Origin of the sequence: Alteromonas portus, from assembly GCF_005117025.1 — a bacterium.
Classification (GTDB): Bacteria; Pseudomonadota; Gammaproteobacteria; order Enterobacterales; family Alteromonadaceae; genus Alteromonas; species Alteromonas portus.
On sequence record NZ_SWCO01000007.1, the window covers coordinates 143,811 to 159,041 of the forward strand.

The 15,231-nt window shown below is 45.6% G+C and carries 15 protein-coding genes; 9 read left to right on the plus strand and 6 right to left on the minus strand.

All coding sequences use genetic code 11. From position 1 onward, the window contains the following. Positions 1 to 33 precede the first annotated feature (33 nt). Genes E5672_RS12305 through E5672_RS12330 form a run of 6 tightly spaced genes read left to right on the plus strand, consistent with a single transcriptional unit; the run spans position 34 to position 4,633 of the window. Positions 34 to 738 (plus strand): SURF1 family protein, encoded by a 705-nt coding sequence (locus tag E5672_RS12305; protein WP_136782460.1) that lies wholly within the window; start codon positions 34 to 36, stop codon positions 736 to 738. After that, positions 731 to 1,270 carry a hypothetical protein gene (locus E5672_RS12310; RefSeq protein ID WP_136782461.1) on the plus strand — a complete coding sequence of 180 codons (540 nt, stop codon included), beginning with the start codon at positions 731 to 733 and terminating at the stop codon, positions 1,268 to 1,270. The genes E5672_RS12305 and E5672_RS12310 overlap by 8 nt, the downstream gene beginning before the upstream one ends. A 5-nt stretch (positions 1,271 to 1,275) precedes the next feature. Beyond that, positions 1,276 to 2,493, plus strand: coding sequence for a COX15/CtaA family protein (locus tag E5672_RS12315; RefSeq protein WP_136782462.1), 1,218 nt, complete (start codon positions 1,276 to 1,278; stop codon positions 2,491 to 2,493). Beyond that, a complete protein-coding gene (gene cyoE / locus E5672_RS12320; RefSeq protein ID WP_136782463.1) occupies positions 2,486 to 3,403 on the plus strand; it encodes a heme o synthase in 918 nt (305 codons plus the stop codon). Before E5672_RS12315 ends, cyoE begins: the two co-directional genes overlap by 8 nt. Continuing rightward, a complete protein-coding gene (locus E5672_RS12325) occupies positions 3,400 to 4,044 on the plus strand; it encodes an SCO family protein (protein WP_136782464.1) in 645 nt (214 codons plus the stop codon). The genes cyoE and E5672_RS12325 overlap by 4 nt, the downstream gene beginning before the upstream one ends. A 1-nt stretch (position 4,045) precedes the next feature. Beyond that, positions 4,046 to 4,633, plus strand: coding sequence for a GNAT family N-acetyltransferase (locus E5672_RS12330; protein WP_136782465.1), 588 nt, complete (start codon positions 4,046 to 4,048; stop codon positions 4,631 to 4,633). Between the two features lie 74 nt (positions 4,634 to 4,707). On the opposite strand, the gene E5672_RS12335 is transcribed toward E5672_RS12330, so the two are convergent. Then, entirely contained in the window at positions 4,708 to 5,868 is a 1,161-nt protein-coding gene (locus tag E5672_RS12335; protein ID WP_136782466.1) for a polysaccharide deacetylase family protein, read from the minus strand. Between the two features lie 121 nt (positions 5,869 to 5,989). Between E5672_RS12335 and E5672_RS12340 the strand changes: the two genes are divergently transcribed. Next, positions 5,990 to 7,336, plus strand: coding sequence for an MATE family efflux transporter (locus tag E5672_RS12340; RefSeq protein ID WP_136782467.1), 1,347 nt, complete (start codon positions 5,990 to 5,992; stop codon positions 7,334 to 7,336). A 77-nt stretch (positions 7,337 to 7,413) separates the two neighbouring features. Here E5672_RS12340 and E5672_RS12345 read toward each other — a convergent pair whose 3' ends face one another. The 4 genes from E5672_RS12345 to nfuA all read right to left on the minus strand — a co-directional run bounded on the left by E5672_RS12345 (position 7,414) and on the right by nfuA (position 10,704). After that, positions 7,414 to 8,130 carry a class I SAM-dependent DNA methyltransferase gene (locus E5672_RS12345; RefSeq protein ID WP_136782468.1) on the minus strand — a complete coding sequence of 239 codons (717 nt, stop codon included), beginning with the start codon at positions 8,128 to 8,130 and terminating at the stop codon, positions 7,414 to 7,416. Between the two features lie 306 nt (positions 8,131 to 8,436). Next, positions 8,437 to 8,820 (minus strand): VOC family protein, encoded by a 384-nt coding sequence (locus E5672_RS12350; RefSeq protein ID WP_136782469.1) that lies wholly within the window; start codon positions 8,818 to 8,820, stop codon positions 8,437 to 8,439. 81 nt (positions 8,821 to 8,901) lie between these two features. Next, a complete protein-coding gene (locus E5672_RS12355) occupies positions 8,902 to 9,633 on the minus strand; it encodes an aspartate/glutamate racemase family protein (protein ID WP_136782685.1) in 732 nt (243 codons plus the stop codon). 492 nt (positions 9,634 to 10,125) lie between these two features. Beyond that, positions 10,126 to 10,704 (minus strand): Fe-S biogenesis protein NfuA, encoded by a 579-nt coding sequence (gene nfuA / locus E5672_RS12365; protein WP_136782471.1) that lies wholly within the window; start codon positions 10,702 to 10,704, stop codon positions 10,126 to 10,128. Positions 10,705 to 10,864: 160 nt separating this feature from the next. Between nfuA and E5672_RS12370 the strand changes: the two genes are divergently transcribed. After that, positions 10,865 to 13,522 carry a M14 family zinc carboxypeptidase gene (locus tag E5672_RS12370; protein WP_136782472.1) on the plus strand — a complete coding sequence of 886 codons (2,658 nt, stop codon included), beginning with the start codon at positions 10,865 to 10,867 and terminating at the stop codon, positions 13,520 to 13,522. Between the two features lie 66 nt (positions 13,523 to 13,588). Here the strand turns inward: E5672_RS12370 and E5672_RS12375 are convergent, their stop codons facing one another. Next, positions 13,589 to 14,302 (minus strand): ComF family protein, encoded by a 714-nt coding sequence (locus E5672_RS12375; RefSeq protein WP_136782473.1) that lies wholly within the window; start codon positions 14,300 to 14,302, stop codon positions 13,589 to 13,591. Positions 14,303 to 14,400: 98 nt separating this feature from the next. On the opposite strand from E5672_RS12375, the gene bioH reads away from it, so the two are divergent. Next, entirely contained in the window at positions 14,401 to 15,210 is an 810-nt protein-coding gene (gene bioH / locus E5672_RS12380; RefSeq protein ID WP_136782474.1) for a pimeloyl-ACP methyl ester esterase BioH, read from the plus strand. Positions 15,211 to 15,231: the final 21 nt, after the last annotated feature.

Genomic DNA, 15,231 nt, shown 5'->3' on the forward strand with positions numbered 1-15,231 from the left:
TTTTATTCTACTTTTGCATGGTGCGGAATAATTATGTTTTCGCGCACTCGCCACGTTATTCCTTGGTTACTCACAGGCTTTAGTGTGGCGATTATGTGCGGTTTAGGGTACTGGCAACTTGATCGCATGGTCCAAAAGCAACAACGCTTAGCTAGCATAGCGCAAAAGCAAAACAATGGAACCTTGAGTTTAGAAGCGGCGCTGGCTCATGATGATCCTCGGGATATTAATGTGTCGTTCAGTGGCTCGTTAGATGCTAATCACGTACTGCTTTTAGATAACCAGATTTACGATCAGCGAGTGGGTTTCGACGTGATTGCGCCTGTATATACGAATGCAGGTTGGCTCTTAGTTAATTTCGGCTGGGTACCGGCGCCAGACTTAACACGCACATTGCCGGATATACGTTTTGTCGGCGAAACGCGCGAGTTTTCTGGTGTGATCAGTGTGCCGGGGCACAACCCCTTGGTCAAAGAGACTAACATGGCGCTGTCGCAAAGCCCCGCGCTTATACAACACATCGAATTCCCTGCGCTCAATAGTGCCCTAGAGCGCAAGTTTCTACCTTTTACTCTTCAACTTACCACGCCAGACCCTGCGTTTATTCGCGAACATCAGGCCGTTGTAATGTCTCCCGAAAAGCACCTTGGTTACGCAGTTCAATGGTTTGGTTTAGCCATTGCTGCCGCGGCCATTGGCGGCTTTGCAATTAGTAAAAAAGGACGTAGTTATGAATAATGCTGCTTCGAAAAAAACATTAATTATTATGGTAGCCGTGTTTGTTTTGCCTGTTGTGTTGGCAAAGCTTGCACTTGATAACAATTGGTTCACCAAAGGAGCGACTAATAAAGGTCAGCTGCTTGCTCCGACCATTGACATGAGTTCGCTTTTAGAAGATGCAGAACCTAAGTGGCGTTTATTGTATGTGATGCCAAGTGAATGTGACGCAGTGTGCGAAAACGCCCTTTTCAGTATCAACCAAGTGTGGCTTGCGCTAGGTAAAGAGTCGGACCGTGCCCAAGCAGTGGTTGTGACTACAGCTTCAAGTGATAAAAATGCGATTGCCGCCCTAGAAGACTACCCTTTTGTCGAAACCTTAACGGTTACCACGCCAACCGCCCTTGCCTCTAGCAGTGTCTATATCGTCGATACGCAAAATAACGCCATGCTCTTTTACGACATTAAAGATGACAGAAAAGATGCCGTGATGGAAAGCCGCAATATGCTGGCGGACATGAGAAAGCTTCTTAAACTATCGCGCATAGGATAACGGCCATGAAAAAATTAACCCTCTTCAGTATTTTTCTTGCGGCGGTCGTTATTATTCTGGGTGCGTATACGCGCTTGACCGACGCGGGGCTAGGCTGCCCGGATTGGCCGGGGTGTTACGGAAACTTAACCGTACCCTTAAGTGAAGAAAAGGTAGCACAGGCTAATGCTGCCTATCCTGAACGTCCGGTAGAAGCATTCAAGGCGTGGAATGAAATGATTCACCGCTATTTTGCTGGGACGCTGGGGCTGTGTGTACTGGCTATTGCCATTATTGCTATTCGGCAGCGCGACAAGGGCGCGCCGGTTAAATTACCTTTGTTCCTGTTGGGGCTCATTATCTTCCAGGCGGCTCTTGGCATGTGGACCGTGACGCTCAATTTACTGCCCGTTGTAGTAATGGGGCATTTGCTTGGAGGCTTCACGGTGATCTCCTGCCTGTTTATTCTGTACCTTCGGTTGCGCAATACTGAAGCTAAAGCAGGGGAAACTAAACAAGCGACCATAGCGTCAGCTATGCATGATCAGGCCATGACAGACTTACCTCAGGCGAAAGCCTTTCAGCGAAACCTGAAACTTTTTGCCTTTATTGGACTTGGTGTGCTTGTTACACAGATTGCACTTGGTGGATGGACTTCTGCCAATTATGCTGCGTTAGCCTGTACCGAAATGCCGGTTTGTGAAAGCGGTTGGCAGGAAAGAATTGATATGGCAGGTGCATTCAGTGTGCCTGACGCAGACAACTATGAATTTGGCGCTCACGATTACGGCGAGCGAGTTACCATGCACATAGTGCATAGGTTCGGCGCGGTCATCACGTTTTTATACTTACTCGCACTAGGTATAAGTGTGTTGATAAGCCGCCACACCACAAGTAAACAAAAATATGTGGGTGGGTTTATGTTGGCAGCATTGTGCACGCAAGTAGCATTAGGGCTTAGCAACATTATCTTTATGCTGCCACTGGCTGTCGCTGTAATGCATAACGCGGTAGCCGCCGTGTTACTGCTTTCCTTACTCAACCTCATTTTTACTGTATTTCTGGCATTAGAAAACGACAACGCTTTTAGTACGGAAAAACGAAATACAGGCTCATTCTCAGGTTCGAAACCACTGCAGGGGGCAGGTGCGTTTAGCATCCACGAAGCGCCTTTGCACGACCCTTTTAACGCGTCAACGTCTTCTCATATTCTCCCTAAAGCTCCAGGAGGTTTCCATGGCTAAATCGGTCTCTTTACATGCGCGTACTTCACGCCAGCACACTGTAGTCACGTGGCGTGATTACTATGAAATGACTAAGCCTAATGTCGTCATGTTGTTGCTGTTAACCGCATTAGTAGGTATGTGTTTAGCTACGCCTACCTGGGTGAACGCAACCATACTTATCTGTGGCTTATTGGGTATTGGGATGCTGTCTGCGTCTGCTGCTGTTATTAATCACGTTGTCGACCATAAGATAGATAGCGTGATGGCGCGCACATTTAACCGACCCGTCGCAAAAGGAAAGGTTAGCGTAAACAACGCGCTGTGGTTTGCCGGCGTTTTAGGTACGGTGGGATTTGTTGTGCTGGCCCTGTTTGTGAATATGCTAACCGCGTGGTTAACCCTAGCAAGTCTGGTAGGCTATGCGTTTATCTACACCATGTATTTAAAGCGAGCGACACCGCAAAATATCGTAATTGGCGGTTTAGCAGGGGCTGCACCTCCCCTTTTAGGATGGACGGCGGTGACCGGTGAAATAAACGCTCATGCCTTGCTGTTAGTGCTGATTATCTTTACGTGGACGCCACCTCATTTCTGGGCGCTCGCTATTCATAGAGAAAAAGATTACGCCAAAGCGAAAGTACCTATGCTGCCAGTAACCCATGGTGTGTCATTTACGAAAACCTCGGTGTTACTGTACACAGTATTGTTGGGGCTTGTATGTTTACTGCCCTACCTTATCGGTATGAGCGACCTCATCTATTTGATTGGCTCTAGCGTACTGAATGTCGGCTTTTTATATTGTGCATTGAAGTTAAAGTTTAATGCAGAGCCACAAACGGCAATGAAAACTTTTAGGTTTTCAATTATTCATCTCATGGTATTGTTTGTAGTCTTACTCTTAGATCACTACATACCATTGAGTTTATGAATCAACGAACTATTGTCGGCCTTGTTGCATTTTTAGCGTTATGTGCGGGCATTGTTGGCGCGCTATATATTGCGCCTCCAAGTGGTGAAAGTCAGCCTGAATACTTTCAAACCTATCCTGAACCACGTGCAATATCACCTTTTACGCTGACGTCACACAAGGGTGAAGTATTCGACAATACATCGCTTAAAGGGCAGTGGAGTTTATTATTCGTGGGCTATACATTCTGCCCAGATATCTGCCCGACGACCATGGCTGAACTGAACGGTATATATCCTGAACTAAAAGCATTAAATAGTGTCGAACCTATTCGAATTGTATTTGTATCTGTTGATCCGAATCGCGATTCAATTGAAAGACTTTCAGAGTATGTGAGCTATTTTAATGAGGAGTTCATTGCCGTTACTGGAGAGCACAAGGCACTTTTCCCGTTCGTACGTAATTTAGGGATGATGTATGCTATTGCTGAAAGTACCGATAACCCCAACTATTTAGTTGATCACAGTGCATCTGTCGTACTTGTCGACCCTGAAGCAAGGGTGATAGGAAGATTCAAACCAAAAAGAGAGCCAGGAAAGCTATCGATAAGTGATTCCCAGCAAATATTGGCAGATATGCCGATCATTATCTCGAAGCAGTAGTATGGAAATAAAAATTAGGCAAGGTGTAGCGTCTGATGCCGCGCAAACTACGCCACTCATATTAAATGCGGCGCAGTCATTATTAACGTCTATTTTCGGACACAATAAAAATAAAACGGCCGATGGCTACCTTTCTCATGCATGGGAATTAGGTGGCGGTCAGTACGGCTTCAACAATCATTGGGTAGCGTGCAGCGGTGATGAAGTGTTAGGTGTGGTAACTGCCTGGCATAGCAAGCTAGGCGCGGCGTTTGATAGAGCAACACTTGATAGCATAACCTCGTATTTTACTCTTGACGAGGCGATGACCGTTCTCATGCGCAACCAGACTGTGGCGATAAATCTTACACCACCTACCAATACTGAACTAATGATTGGACACCTTTCGGTTGAAGAAAGCGCCCGACGAACAGGGGTAGGTTCCATGTTGATGGATGCTATGCAGGCTCGAGCAGAAAAACTCAAGAAACGTAAGCTTGTGCTGGATGTTGAAGTATCGAACGTGTCGGCTATTCGTTTTTATCAACACCATGACTTTGTGGAAGAGTCTATCAATAAAGGCTTTATCCGCTTTGCTCGACCTGTTTAGGTAAACGTTTCCTTATATAAGGGCGGTGCCAACCGATAATCGCGCACGACCCTATGACACCTGCCCGATATTCTCTAATCAGGGTAGTTTCCATTTTCATCGGCCACAAAGAAGGGCGTTGAGTACCAATAATAGCGACCAGTTTGTGTATTCGATGGTGCTGTACAGTTCACCCGTGAACGTCCCACAGGAAGTGTTTCCGAAAGACTGAACCTAAGCACATTACCTTCAACATGGGTCTTTATAGGGTCGCCGGCGAAAAAACAATTTACTTGGGTAAGACGAACATCATCACTGTCTATGGTTAAGCTTATCGGCGATGATAGCTTTCGCGTTGTCATACGAGGGTTTTCATGTGAACTGTACGTTACTGGCATAGCAAGGCTATTTAGCTTGGTTTTCAACGTTACTAAGTTGGCATACGGACCTGCAGCTGGAAACCGTGGAAGGGCTTGCATATCGCTATATGGACCTACAGCTCCAGAGTGCTGTCCAAAGCCAACGTAACCTTCAGTTTTGAGCTTATTAGCAAGCGCGGTACTGTACTCGCCAAACGGGTACGCTAAATATTTAAGGTTAATATCCAGCTTATCCTCAATTTTCTTTTCAGCACTTTCTACGTTTTGCCATACTTTTTCCAGCCAGTCACGCTCGCCCATCACTTGCTCACCGTTTAGCATGTGCAGGTGGTCAAGTGTGTGATTGGCAAAGACCACGCCATCGTTGTGCATGGCAATTACTTGCTCCCATGTCAGCTGCTTGGGGCCTACGCCAATTTCATCGGGGTTGATAAACACTGTGTAAGGAAAACCTAGGTCAGCCAGAATAGGGTGAGCGTTGTCTAGAATGTTTGCGTAGCCATCGTCAAACGTTATTGCAACCGCATTTTCCGGTAAGCTTGTGTTGTGCTGTATTGCTTCAACAACGTCCTGTAGCGACACTACGTTGTGGTGTTTGTCCAAGTATTCCATGTGCGATTTAAAGGCTTCAGGCGAAACACTGGTGCTGGCCGGTGTTGAAGACGACACATGGTGATAAAGTAAAATGGCAGCGTTAGGTGTGGAACTCCCACTAGGATCTGAAGCGAAGCTAGGCGAAGCCAACAACATAGTGAAGATCCCCAACAGCGTTAAAGAAAAGACCTTCAAACGCGAGCGAATCATCATTCTATTTTGAATTACATTGTTGGTTTTCATATCATCATCCATTGAGTGCCTGAACACATTAAATAGCATGGTAAACTTCAAAGTTACGCGACTTGGCCAATCTTAAATTTGATCGTGCAGGTACGCTTTTACTTATGCTGTTGCCTAGGTCGATAGTATATAGCGAAATTAACCCCTAGTGAGATCATTAATGTCCCGTACCCAAGTAACTCAGCGCTCCTTTTTTAACGATCATACTCGTTTGTTGGGTTTAGCGCTTCCCATGATCTTAGCAAATATTACCACACCCCTATTGGGCTTGGTTGATACCGCAGTTTTGGGGCATATGTCTTTACCTGCCATGCTTGCGGGAGCATCGGTAGGCGCGCTAATTCTTACGCAAATATACTGGGTGTGCGGCTTTCTTCGCATGTCTTCAACGGGCTTAAGTGCACAAGCTAAAGGTTCGCCGAACAATACGTTAGAGTCAGCAAAAGTGTTGTGGCAAACGGTGATTGTTGCCTTGGTATTAGGCGCATCGGTACTTGCTCTTCAATCTCCTATCTTGTCTATAGGCTTAGCTTTAACTCAGCCAAATAGTGACGTTGCCCTTCACCTTCAAAACTACTTTTCGACGCGGGTATGGGGGGCACCAGCTGCCATGCTGAACTTGGCATTGGTTGGATGGCTTGTTGGGCAGCAAAAAACGCGCAGCGTCATGGCTATTCAAATTGTGGGAAACTTATTAAATGCGGCACTCGATGTGGCTTTTGTCTTCGGACTTGGCCTGTCTGTGGCTGGTGTGGCGCTGGCCAGTGTTACCGCTGAATACACCATGGCTATAATGGCGCTCGTAGTGGCGGTTAAGCGTGTTGGGGGTGTAGCCGTAAGTACATCGTGGTTCAACCGAGCAGCTCGAAAAGTATTGATGAAGCTCAACGGCGATATGTTGCTACGTAATTTAGCGTTACAGGGCTGTTTAGCGTTTCTTACTATTCAAGGTGCCCGTTATGGCGAAACGTCGGCGGCCGTCAATGCCATACTTATGCAGTTCTTTGTTCTAATTGCTTTAGGGCTAGATGGCATTGCATATGGTGTGGAAGCGCTGGTGGGTGAAGCCAAAGGGGCGTCTGATAGCAGTGAAGTAAAACGACGCACCTATCAAGGGCTAGTCTGGTCGAGTGTTTTTGCCCTTATTTATAGCCTGATATTTTTCGCAGGTGGTGAGGCTATTATTACGTTGCTTACCGAGCATGGAGACATCGTAGACGCTGCGCTACCTTATCTTGGCCTAATGATATTACTTCCTTTATTAGCGCACTGGTGTTTTTTATACGATGGCGTGTTTGTTGGTCTCACTCGAGCCAGCGCAATGAGAAATACCATGATTCTAAGTGCACTAGCTGTGTATTTCCCTGTTTGGTACCTCACGCAAGACCTAGGTAACGTTAGCCTGTGGTACGCCCTACTTGCGTTTTTACTCGCTCGCGGCGTGACATTGGCTTGGAGCTTTCACCAATTAGATAAACGCGGTGAACTAGCCGCATCGCAAAGCTAGTGCTTTTAGAGCGTATCGTTAACCTTATTGAGGGAGGACGTGCTGAGTACGCTGTTTCTCTCAGTACTCCTGATACATTATTCCGCTTTATTTTTGCTCTGTTTTTTTTGCACAATGATAATAGTGTGGAGCTCGGGGTGCTGATCAAATTCAACGTGGCGAATAAATCCGCCAGCTTCCATCAATATTTCCAAATATCGATGTAGCCCCAGCGAGGCGTAGTAGACTTCTGGGCCCATCACTTCGTTTGTATGTTGACCACTTTCATCCGTGCCACCGCAGCTAAAAAGTAACACGCCCTCATCGCTTAAGTGGTTCACTAGCTTCTTGAGCAAAGGCTCTTGCTGCGTTAAAGGGATATGCCAAAAGCTGTCCCAAGCGCTTATAAACGAGTAGTGTTTGGGTATAGTGAATGTACACACGTCGGCGCAATAGAAGGTATGCGCAGGTAACTGGGCTTTCGCAATGGCGAGCATTTCTTTGGATACATCAATACCTTCATAAGTTAACCCAGCGCTTTCGACAATCGGAACAAAACGGTTTGTGCACCCACAACCTATGTCTAGAGCGTAGCCTCGTTTCTTTGGTTCGTCTTCAGGTGCTTCACTCTTACCAAGCGCTTCTCCCTTATTAAGCGCTTCGCTGGGCACTGTATCAGGCTCTTGTGATGTGGTGTCCGCTAAAAATGACAGTGCTTTTTGGTAGGCGGTTAACCCATTTTTCTGATTAAATTCAGGGCGAGTCCAAAGGTGTGTAATGGTGTCGTAGGCTTTGCCAGTATCTTCAGGCGTCATATTCCCTCTGTTAGCTGAGCTTTTACTGGTACAAGGTTAATTCATCTAGCAACAATGTATAGTGCAAAGTGCAAAGTGCAAAGTGCAAAGGCGAGAAAAGGCGAAACCCGTTTAGGATATTGAGCGGCCAGACAGTAACGCCTTTGCGTTTTCGCTTGGTTAGAGCTTATCTGTAGACTTTAATAGGCATTACCCAAAGCGCTATTATTCAAAGGGCTATTATTCAAAGGGCTTTGGGCCAAATAGATAGCTAAAAGCGAATAGCCTGCAAAAAGAGCGTAGTCATTTAAGCAGGCAGAACTTCAGCTATTTTCTTACGATGTGCGTGGCACAGAGTTTGTTACCCGCAGGGTCGCGAAGATAAGCTAGGTAAAGTTGGCGTTCGCTATTACCTCTAATTCCAGGAGGGTCCTCGCATGGTATGCCCCCATTTTCGCTTCCTACCTTATGCCACTCATCTACAATCTCTGGTGTACGTGCTGCAAGGCCAAGTGTAGTGCCATTACCATGTGTGGCTGCCTCGCCATTAATCGGTTTGGTTAGCGCTAAAATGCCTTTAGGTGTGTAGTAAAATACTCGTCCGTACTCATCAAAAACGCCTGGTTCATATCCCAGTACTCCTAAAATAGCATCGTAGAATTTCTTTGATGCTTCAAGATCATTTGCACCTAACATTATGTGGCTAAACATAGTCGTGTCCTCTGAAAATAGTAGGGGAAACCCCCTTAATCAAAATGAGGTTATTCGTGCTTTGTTGATAATACTCGGTCATTACTTCCCTAGTATTGCCTCACCGTTATTTCCTTGAAGGGGGCTCAAAGCAAAATCCACCGCTGCTGAAGCATGGATAGCGGTAGTATCGTATAACCTAATTTTAGTGTGATGTTGCTGAACTAATAACGCAATTTCTGTGCAGCCCAAGATAATGCCTTCTGCACCCTCGGCCGCTAGCGCGTTAATAATCTCAATATACGCGTTACGGGATTCAACACAAATCACGCCCTTGCATAATTGTTCATAAATGATGTTATGGACTATGTCTTGCTGTTGGGTATTAGGGGTAACAACCTCTATTTCGAAACATTCTTCAATACGAGAGGTATAAAAGGTTTGTTCCATGGTGAAGCGGGTACCTAGCAATCCAACTTTTTTTACCTTATTGCGCTGTAGTTCGCGGCCCGTTGCATCGGCAATGTGAATAAGGGGGATACTGATATTCTGTTCTATCTCAGCTGCAACTTTGTGCATGGTATTGGTACAGATTAATATGGCTTTTGCACCCGCACTTTCTAGGTGCTTCGCCTCGCGGATCAGTATGTCGGCGGTCTTATCCCATTCGCCCTTGTGTTGAAGCTGTTCTATGTGGGCAAAATCGACGCTGCTTATTATTAACGGTGCACTGTGAAGACCACCAAGCCGCGCGTTCACGCCCCGATTTATAGCCTGGTAATAACTTACGGTTGATTCCCAGCTCATACCGCCAAGCAGGCCTAGCTTGTTTATAGCATTTTCCACAGTTCACCTTCTTTGAGTGCTTAGTACAACTTTTCAATCTACCGATAAAATGTATTCACGACTAGTAGCAAAGCCAATGAAATGGAAGATAAAAGGTTATACAAGATAACAGTGTTATATGATTGGATATAACTAAAAGGTAGGAGTATTTAATATCCTGAAGGAGCTATTAAACAACTGTTAAAATTAGGGGAAATTGGTTTGCTAAAATCTAGGAGGCGGCTTTTTATTTTTTATAAAAGAGAAACGCTGAACGAAAATACCGAAGTAACCCAACATAGCAATAGCAAAACCGATAAATAGAATGAAAAGGCTTAGATAATGCAGCGAGGCGTGCAATTCGCTTAAGGTAAATAACAGCAAGACGCCGACAACGAAAATAGATAAACCTACTTTGAAGCGTTGCCAGCTTTTGTGAATATCTTGCTTTAGCATGAAATCGGTATCGAGGTATGTACTTTAGAAAGTACAATAGTACTCTTAATAGTAAGAGTGCTCACCTGCTTGGTGTTCTGTTGCATCTCGCACGCCCTTAAGTTCGCCAGCGAACTGCTCCACCATTTGTTTCTCTATGCCTTCTTTAAGCGTTACGTCTACCATTGAGCAGCCATTACAACCACCGCCAAACTGTAATATAGCGTAGCCATCTTCAGTCAATTCGGTAAGTACAACGTTACCACCGTGGCTCGCAAGCTGTGGATTGATTTCAGACTCAATCATATAGTTGATACGTTCAATTAAAGGTGCATCGTCAGACACTTTGCGCGCTTTAGCGTTTGGTGCTTTAAGCGTTAGCTGTGAACCCATTTGATCAGTAACGTAATCAATTTCCGCTTCATCGAGATAAGGTGCGCTTTCTTCGTCTACCACTGCGTCAAAACCGTTAAATGGAAGACGAGTATCTGTCGCTTCAACCGCGTCTGGCGGACAATAGGACACGCCACACTCAGCTGACGAGGTGCCTGGGTTTACGACGAATACACGAATATTCGTGCCAGACTCTTGTTTACTCAACAGTTTTACGAAGTGAGCCTGGGCTTCTTCTGATATAGTTATCATCAGCAGTCCTACATATTTTGAAAATTTGAATTATTGTATCAAATTTACCTGAGTAAAACAGTCAGGTATTAATTAAATAAATTATTCCAGTAAATCGAATTTGTTGAGAAGCGCGTATGTCGCTTTTAATCTCAACGATAACAACAAGACGGGAAGCGCTATGTTAGCGAAATTAAAAAACTCCGCCAGAAAGAACCCTTTATCACTCACATTATTGTTAGCGCTTGGCACTATCACTTTTGGAGTAACTGCCAGTCAACAAGTATTAGCACAGACAGCCTTATCATCAGCCGTTACTATTACACCTGATGTAGGCGGGCAGCCAGTAACTGCATACTTACCTAACACAGTTTCTTACAACTCGGCTATTCCTACGCCTGAGTCAGTGTTTGGTGCCAACATTGGTGAGTGGCACGTACGTCACGATCAAGTCGTCAATTATATGCAGCTCTTAGCCGAAAAGTCTGACCGTATCACCATTGAAGAAACCGGTCGTACGCACGAAAACCGCCCACTTTTATTAATGACTATTACTGCGCCTTCAAACAGAAACAACATTGAAGCGATGCGGCAGCAACATATTGATGCCATGAAAAGCGGTCAGAAACTGGGTCGCGATGCGCCTTTGATTTTTTACATGGGTTACAGTATTCACGGTAACGAGCCTTCCGGTACCAATGCCTCCCTTGCGTTGGCCTACTATTTAGCCGCCGCTGAAGGCGAAGAAATTGATGCCTTGCTGAACAACAATATTGTGCTGTTTGATCCGTCTTTCAACCCCGATGGGCTCTCTCGATTTGCTCAGTGGGCAAATATGCACAAGGGAAAGCAGCTGGTTTCCGACAGTCGCCACCGTGAACATGACGAGGGGTGGCCGTCAGGACGCACAAATCACTACTGGTTCGATTTAAATCGCGATTGGCTTCTGCTGGCACATCCTGAGTCGCAGGCGCGTATAAAACAGTTCCATAAATGGCGTCCTCACATACTGACTGACTTTCATGAAATGGGAACAGACAGCACCTACTTTTTCCAGCCTGGCGTACGTTCGCGTAAAAACCCATTAACACCAGATGAAAATGTAACTCTAACCGAAGCGCTCGCCCAATATCACGCTGCGGCATTTGATGAGCAAGGGGAACTATATTTTACTCAAGAGGCATTTGACGATTTCTATGCAGGAAAAGGGTCAACCTATCCAGATTTACACGGCAGCGTGGGTATTCTATTTGAGCAAGCCAGTTCACGTGGACACCTTCAGAATTCTATTAATGGCAAGCTTGCTTTTAAAGACACCATAGCCAATCAAATTACTACATCTCTCAGTACCTTCAGAGGTGCATTGGCTAATAAGGCTGCTATCCTCGATTATCAATCGGGCTTTGTAAAAAGCACGCAGTCTTTGGTTAAGAATGATGCGCAAGCGGGGTATGTTGTCAGTGCATCGAATGATACCGCTCGTTTCAATGCGTTTGTGGGATTGCTTGAACAACACCATATTCAATACGAGGTGTTGAGCAAAGATTTCGAGGCAAGAAAAGTTCGCTATGGCGCAGGTAAAGCGGTATATATTCCTTTAAATCAACCTCAATATCGCTTAGTAAAGTCAATTTTCTCCACTCAAACGTCGTTTGAAAACAACACGTTTTACGATGTATCAACGTGGAATTTGGCGTTAGCTTTTAACCTAGATTATGCGCCATTAGACAAGGGCGATGCGCGAAGCCTAAAACTGAGTGACAGTACAGCGCTTGTGCAAGCCCCACTTAATGATATTCACTCAGATGCTTATGCCTATGCATTTTCATGGCAGCATTACTATGCACCCGCCATGCTGCAAACCTTGTTAGAAGCGGGTGTAAAAGTACGAAGTAGTGAAGAAGCATTTTCCGCTATTAAATACGATGGCAAAAACGTTGAGCTTCAGCCGGGAAGCATCGTTGTTCCAAAAGGCTTGGGTCAGCCTGAAAACTTGGCAACCATTTTACGCGATGCTCAACAGCAACTTCAGGTGCCTGTATTCAGTTTGCGTAGTGGTTTAACGCCAACGGGGCACGACCTAGGCAGTCGAAGCATGGCACCCGTTACTCTGCCGCAAGTGTTGATAGTGGGAGGCGAAGGTACTAGCGAGTACGAAGTCGGGGAAATGTGGCATTACTTCGATACAAAGGTAGGGTTGCCTGCCAGTATTGTTGAGCAACAACATTTACTCAGGGCGCTTAGTGATCCTAGTATCAACTATACACATGTTTTGTTTCCAAGCGGACGCTATAGTTTTACGGAAAGCGACAGAGCAAAAATTGAAGACTGGGTAAAAGCGGGTGGCGTGATCGTGGGCCAGAAGTCCGCATTGCGTTACTTCGCTCAGCATAAATGGCTGGATGTGGAAATCGTTAGTAGAGAAAGCATTGATAATGCGTTCGATGAAAGCGATCTGAGCTACAAAGACGGCGCATCATTATATGCGCGAAAGCTGGTGGCTGGTGCTGTATTTGAAGCAAATATCGATAATACCCACCCCTTATTCTACGGTTATGATGATGACACGCTGCCTATGTTTAAAACTAACAATATGATAGTGGAAGCAAGTAGCTCGCCTTTTATAACGCCAGCTCGTTACACTGACGAGCCTCTTATGGCAGGGTTTAGCGATAATGCAATGGTTGCGCTAATGGCTGAGTCAACCGCCGTAACGACTCAAAAAACGGGCCGTGGCGTTGTCATTGGCTTTACCGACAACACGCAGTTCAGAGGGTACTGGTACGGTACGAACAAAATGCTGGCCAATGCCATTTACCAGTCGCATTTTATTCGTTAAATCGGTTTGAAAGGTGCGGTGCATACCGCGCCTTAGCTCCTCCTTTCTTTGCATCTTTTCTGCGTTTCACGCCTTTTGGAATAAGCTGCTTTTCGGGGGCGGCGTAAATGCCGCTGCCCACACTTGTATCTGTATTTTTGGGTAGCGCTGCTTAAGCCTTTTACTCAGTGTATTGACGGTCACGCCTGTGGTGAGTACGTCATCGACAATCGCAACGGTGAAATTACTGCCATCTTTATCACATTGCGCTGCCGCTATTTCGTCATCGATACACTGTTTCGATAGACTAAATACACGGCTTGCGTTTTCGGCTCTCGCCACTTTGGTTAAGTGGTGCTGCACACTAAAGCCCCGTCGTCGAGCCCATGACTGGTTGATTGGAATATTTAGCTCACTGCTTAAGCTTTCACACAAAAGCGTAGCCTGATTGTAGTGCCGTGTTGCAAGTCGCCAAGCACTAATTGGAACCGGAAGCATTATGTTGGGCACTGATAAAGTGCACTGTCGCTTGTTATGGACAAACCAGTTACTTAATACTTTTCCTGCAGTAAGGGAATGCGTAAACTTTAACTGGTGAACCAGAGATGACATGGGCCACGTATGAAGTCCCAAAATGCTTAGCGCGTCATAGTGGCTATGCTTGACGTGGCCTGCCACTGGGCCGTATTGAAGTAGATTACTCCCATGCAGTACAGCATCGAAAAAAAACATGTCATCTTCACACCAGTGACATACTGGCGTAGGACTTGCCTGATAACATAGCAAGCATGAAAGGTTCATAGTGTTGATTCCATCAACTTCCTTGAATTGTCGAATGTCGACCTATTTTCATCATTTCGTGTTTCCTTAAAAACACGTTTCTGCCTAAGGAGGTGTAAATGGAAATTTTGCATACAAACGGCGAGCTTGTCACCCGTACTCAGGGTACAGGCGTAGATGTAGTATTTCTTCATGGATGGGGTATGAACAGCGGGGCGTTCACATCCTTTATCCCTTACCTTAGTGATAATTTTCGCGTTACCACCATTGACCTTCCCGGGTTTGGAGAAAACGCGGAAATAGTGCCTTCACCTTACAATGTAGAAACGCTTGCCCAATCAATTGTGGACAAACTACCTGAACAGTGCGTGTTAATTGGATGGTCGTTAGGTGGCTTGGTTGCACAAAAATTAGCGTTACTCGCGCCAGAAAAGCTCAATGGGCTAGTTACTATTGCGTCTACCCCCCGTTTCATTGCAGGGCCTTGCTGGCCGGGTATTGCCGCCGATTTACTGACCATGTTTGAAGCCCAGCTTGAAAAAAATTACCAGAAAACATTAGAGCGCTTTTTGGCAATTCAAGCGATGGGCAGCGATACCGCGAAACAAGACATTAAGGCAATTCGAGAGCAAGTAACGCAATATCCTGAGCCTGCTGAGGAAGCACTGAAGAAAGGCTTACGTATATTGTCTACAGAAGACATGCGACAAGATGTAGGGCGGATAACTACGCCTACGTTACGATTGTATGGCAGATTAGATAGTTTAGTGCCGACCAGTGGAATAGATCGTATATGTGAGTTGCACCCACAAGCAGATACGGTAGTTCTTCCTCATGCCTCTCATGCGCCTTTTATTTCGCACCCTCAGCAAACCGCTGACATTTTGTTTCGCTTTGCCGCTGGTGTCTATCAACAAAAGGCGTCTTAGTTTACATGCTAACACTAAGCT

Coding starts and splice junctions, on each gene's coding strand:
- E5672_RS12350 (WP_136782469.1), bottom strand. CDS start 8,820: ATGTTTAGCCACATAATGTTAGGTGCAAATGATCTTGAAGCATCAAAG.
- cyoE (WP_136782463.1), top strand. CDS start 2,486: ATGGCTAAATCGGTCTCTTTACATGCGCGTACTTCACGCCAGCACACT.
- bioH (WP_136782474.1), top strand. CDS start 14,401: ATGGAAATTTTGCATACAAACGGCGAGCTTGTCACCCGTACTCAGGGT.
- E5672_RS12345 (WP_136782468.1), bottom strand. CDS start 8,130: ATGACGCCTGAAGATACTGGCAAAGCCTACGACACCATTACACACCTT.
- E5672_RS12335 (WP_136782466.1), bottom strand. CDS start 5,868: ATGCTATTTAATGTGTTCAGGCACTCAATGGATGATGATATGAAAACC.
- E5672_RS12330 (WP_136782465.1), top strand. CDS start 4,046: ATGGAAATAAAAATTAGGCAAGGTGTAGCGTCTGATGCCGCGCAAACT.
- E5672_RS12325 (WP_136782464.1), top strand. CDS start 3,400: ATGAATCAACGAACTATTGTCGGCCTTGTTGCATTTTTAGCGTTATGT.
- E5672_RS12340 (WP_136782467.1), top strand. CDS start 5,990: ATGTCCCGTACCCAAGTAACTCAGCGCTCCTTTTTTAACGATCATACT.
- E5672_RS12370 (WP_136782472.1), top strand. CDS start 10,865: ATGTTAGCGAAATTAAAAAACTCCGCCAGAAAGAACCCTTTATCACTC.
- E5672_RS12375 (WP_136782473.1), bottom strand. CDS start 14,302: ATGAACCTTTCATGCTTGCTATGTTATCAGGCAAGTCCTACGCCAGTA.
- E5672_RS12315 (WP_136782462.1), top strand. CDS start 1,276: ATGAAAAAATTAACCCTCTTCAGTATTTTTCTTGCGGCGGTCGTTATT.
- E5672_RS12310 (WP_136782461.1), top strand. CDS start 731: ATGAATAATGCTGCTTCGAAAAAAACATTAATTATTATGGTAGCCGTG.
- nfuA (WP_136782471.1), bottom strand. CDS start 10,704: ATGATAACTATATCAGAAGAAGCCCAGGCTCACTTCGTAAAACTGTTG.
- E5672_RS12305 (WP_136782460.1), top strand. CDS start 34: ATGTTTTCGCGCACTCGCCACGTTATTCCTTGGTTACTCACAGGCTTT.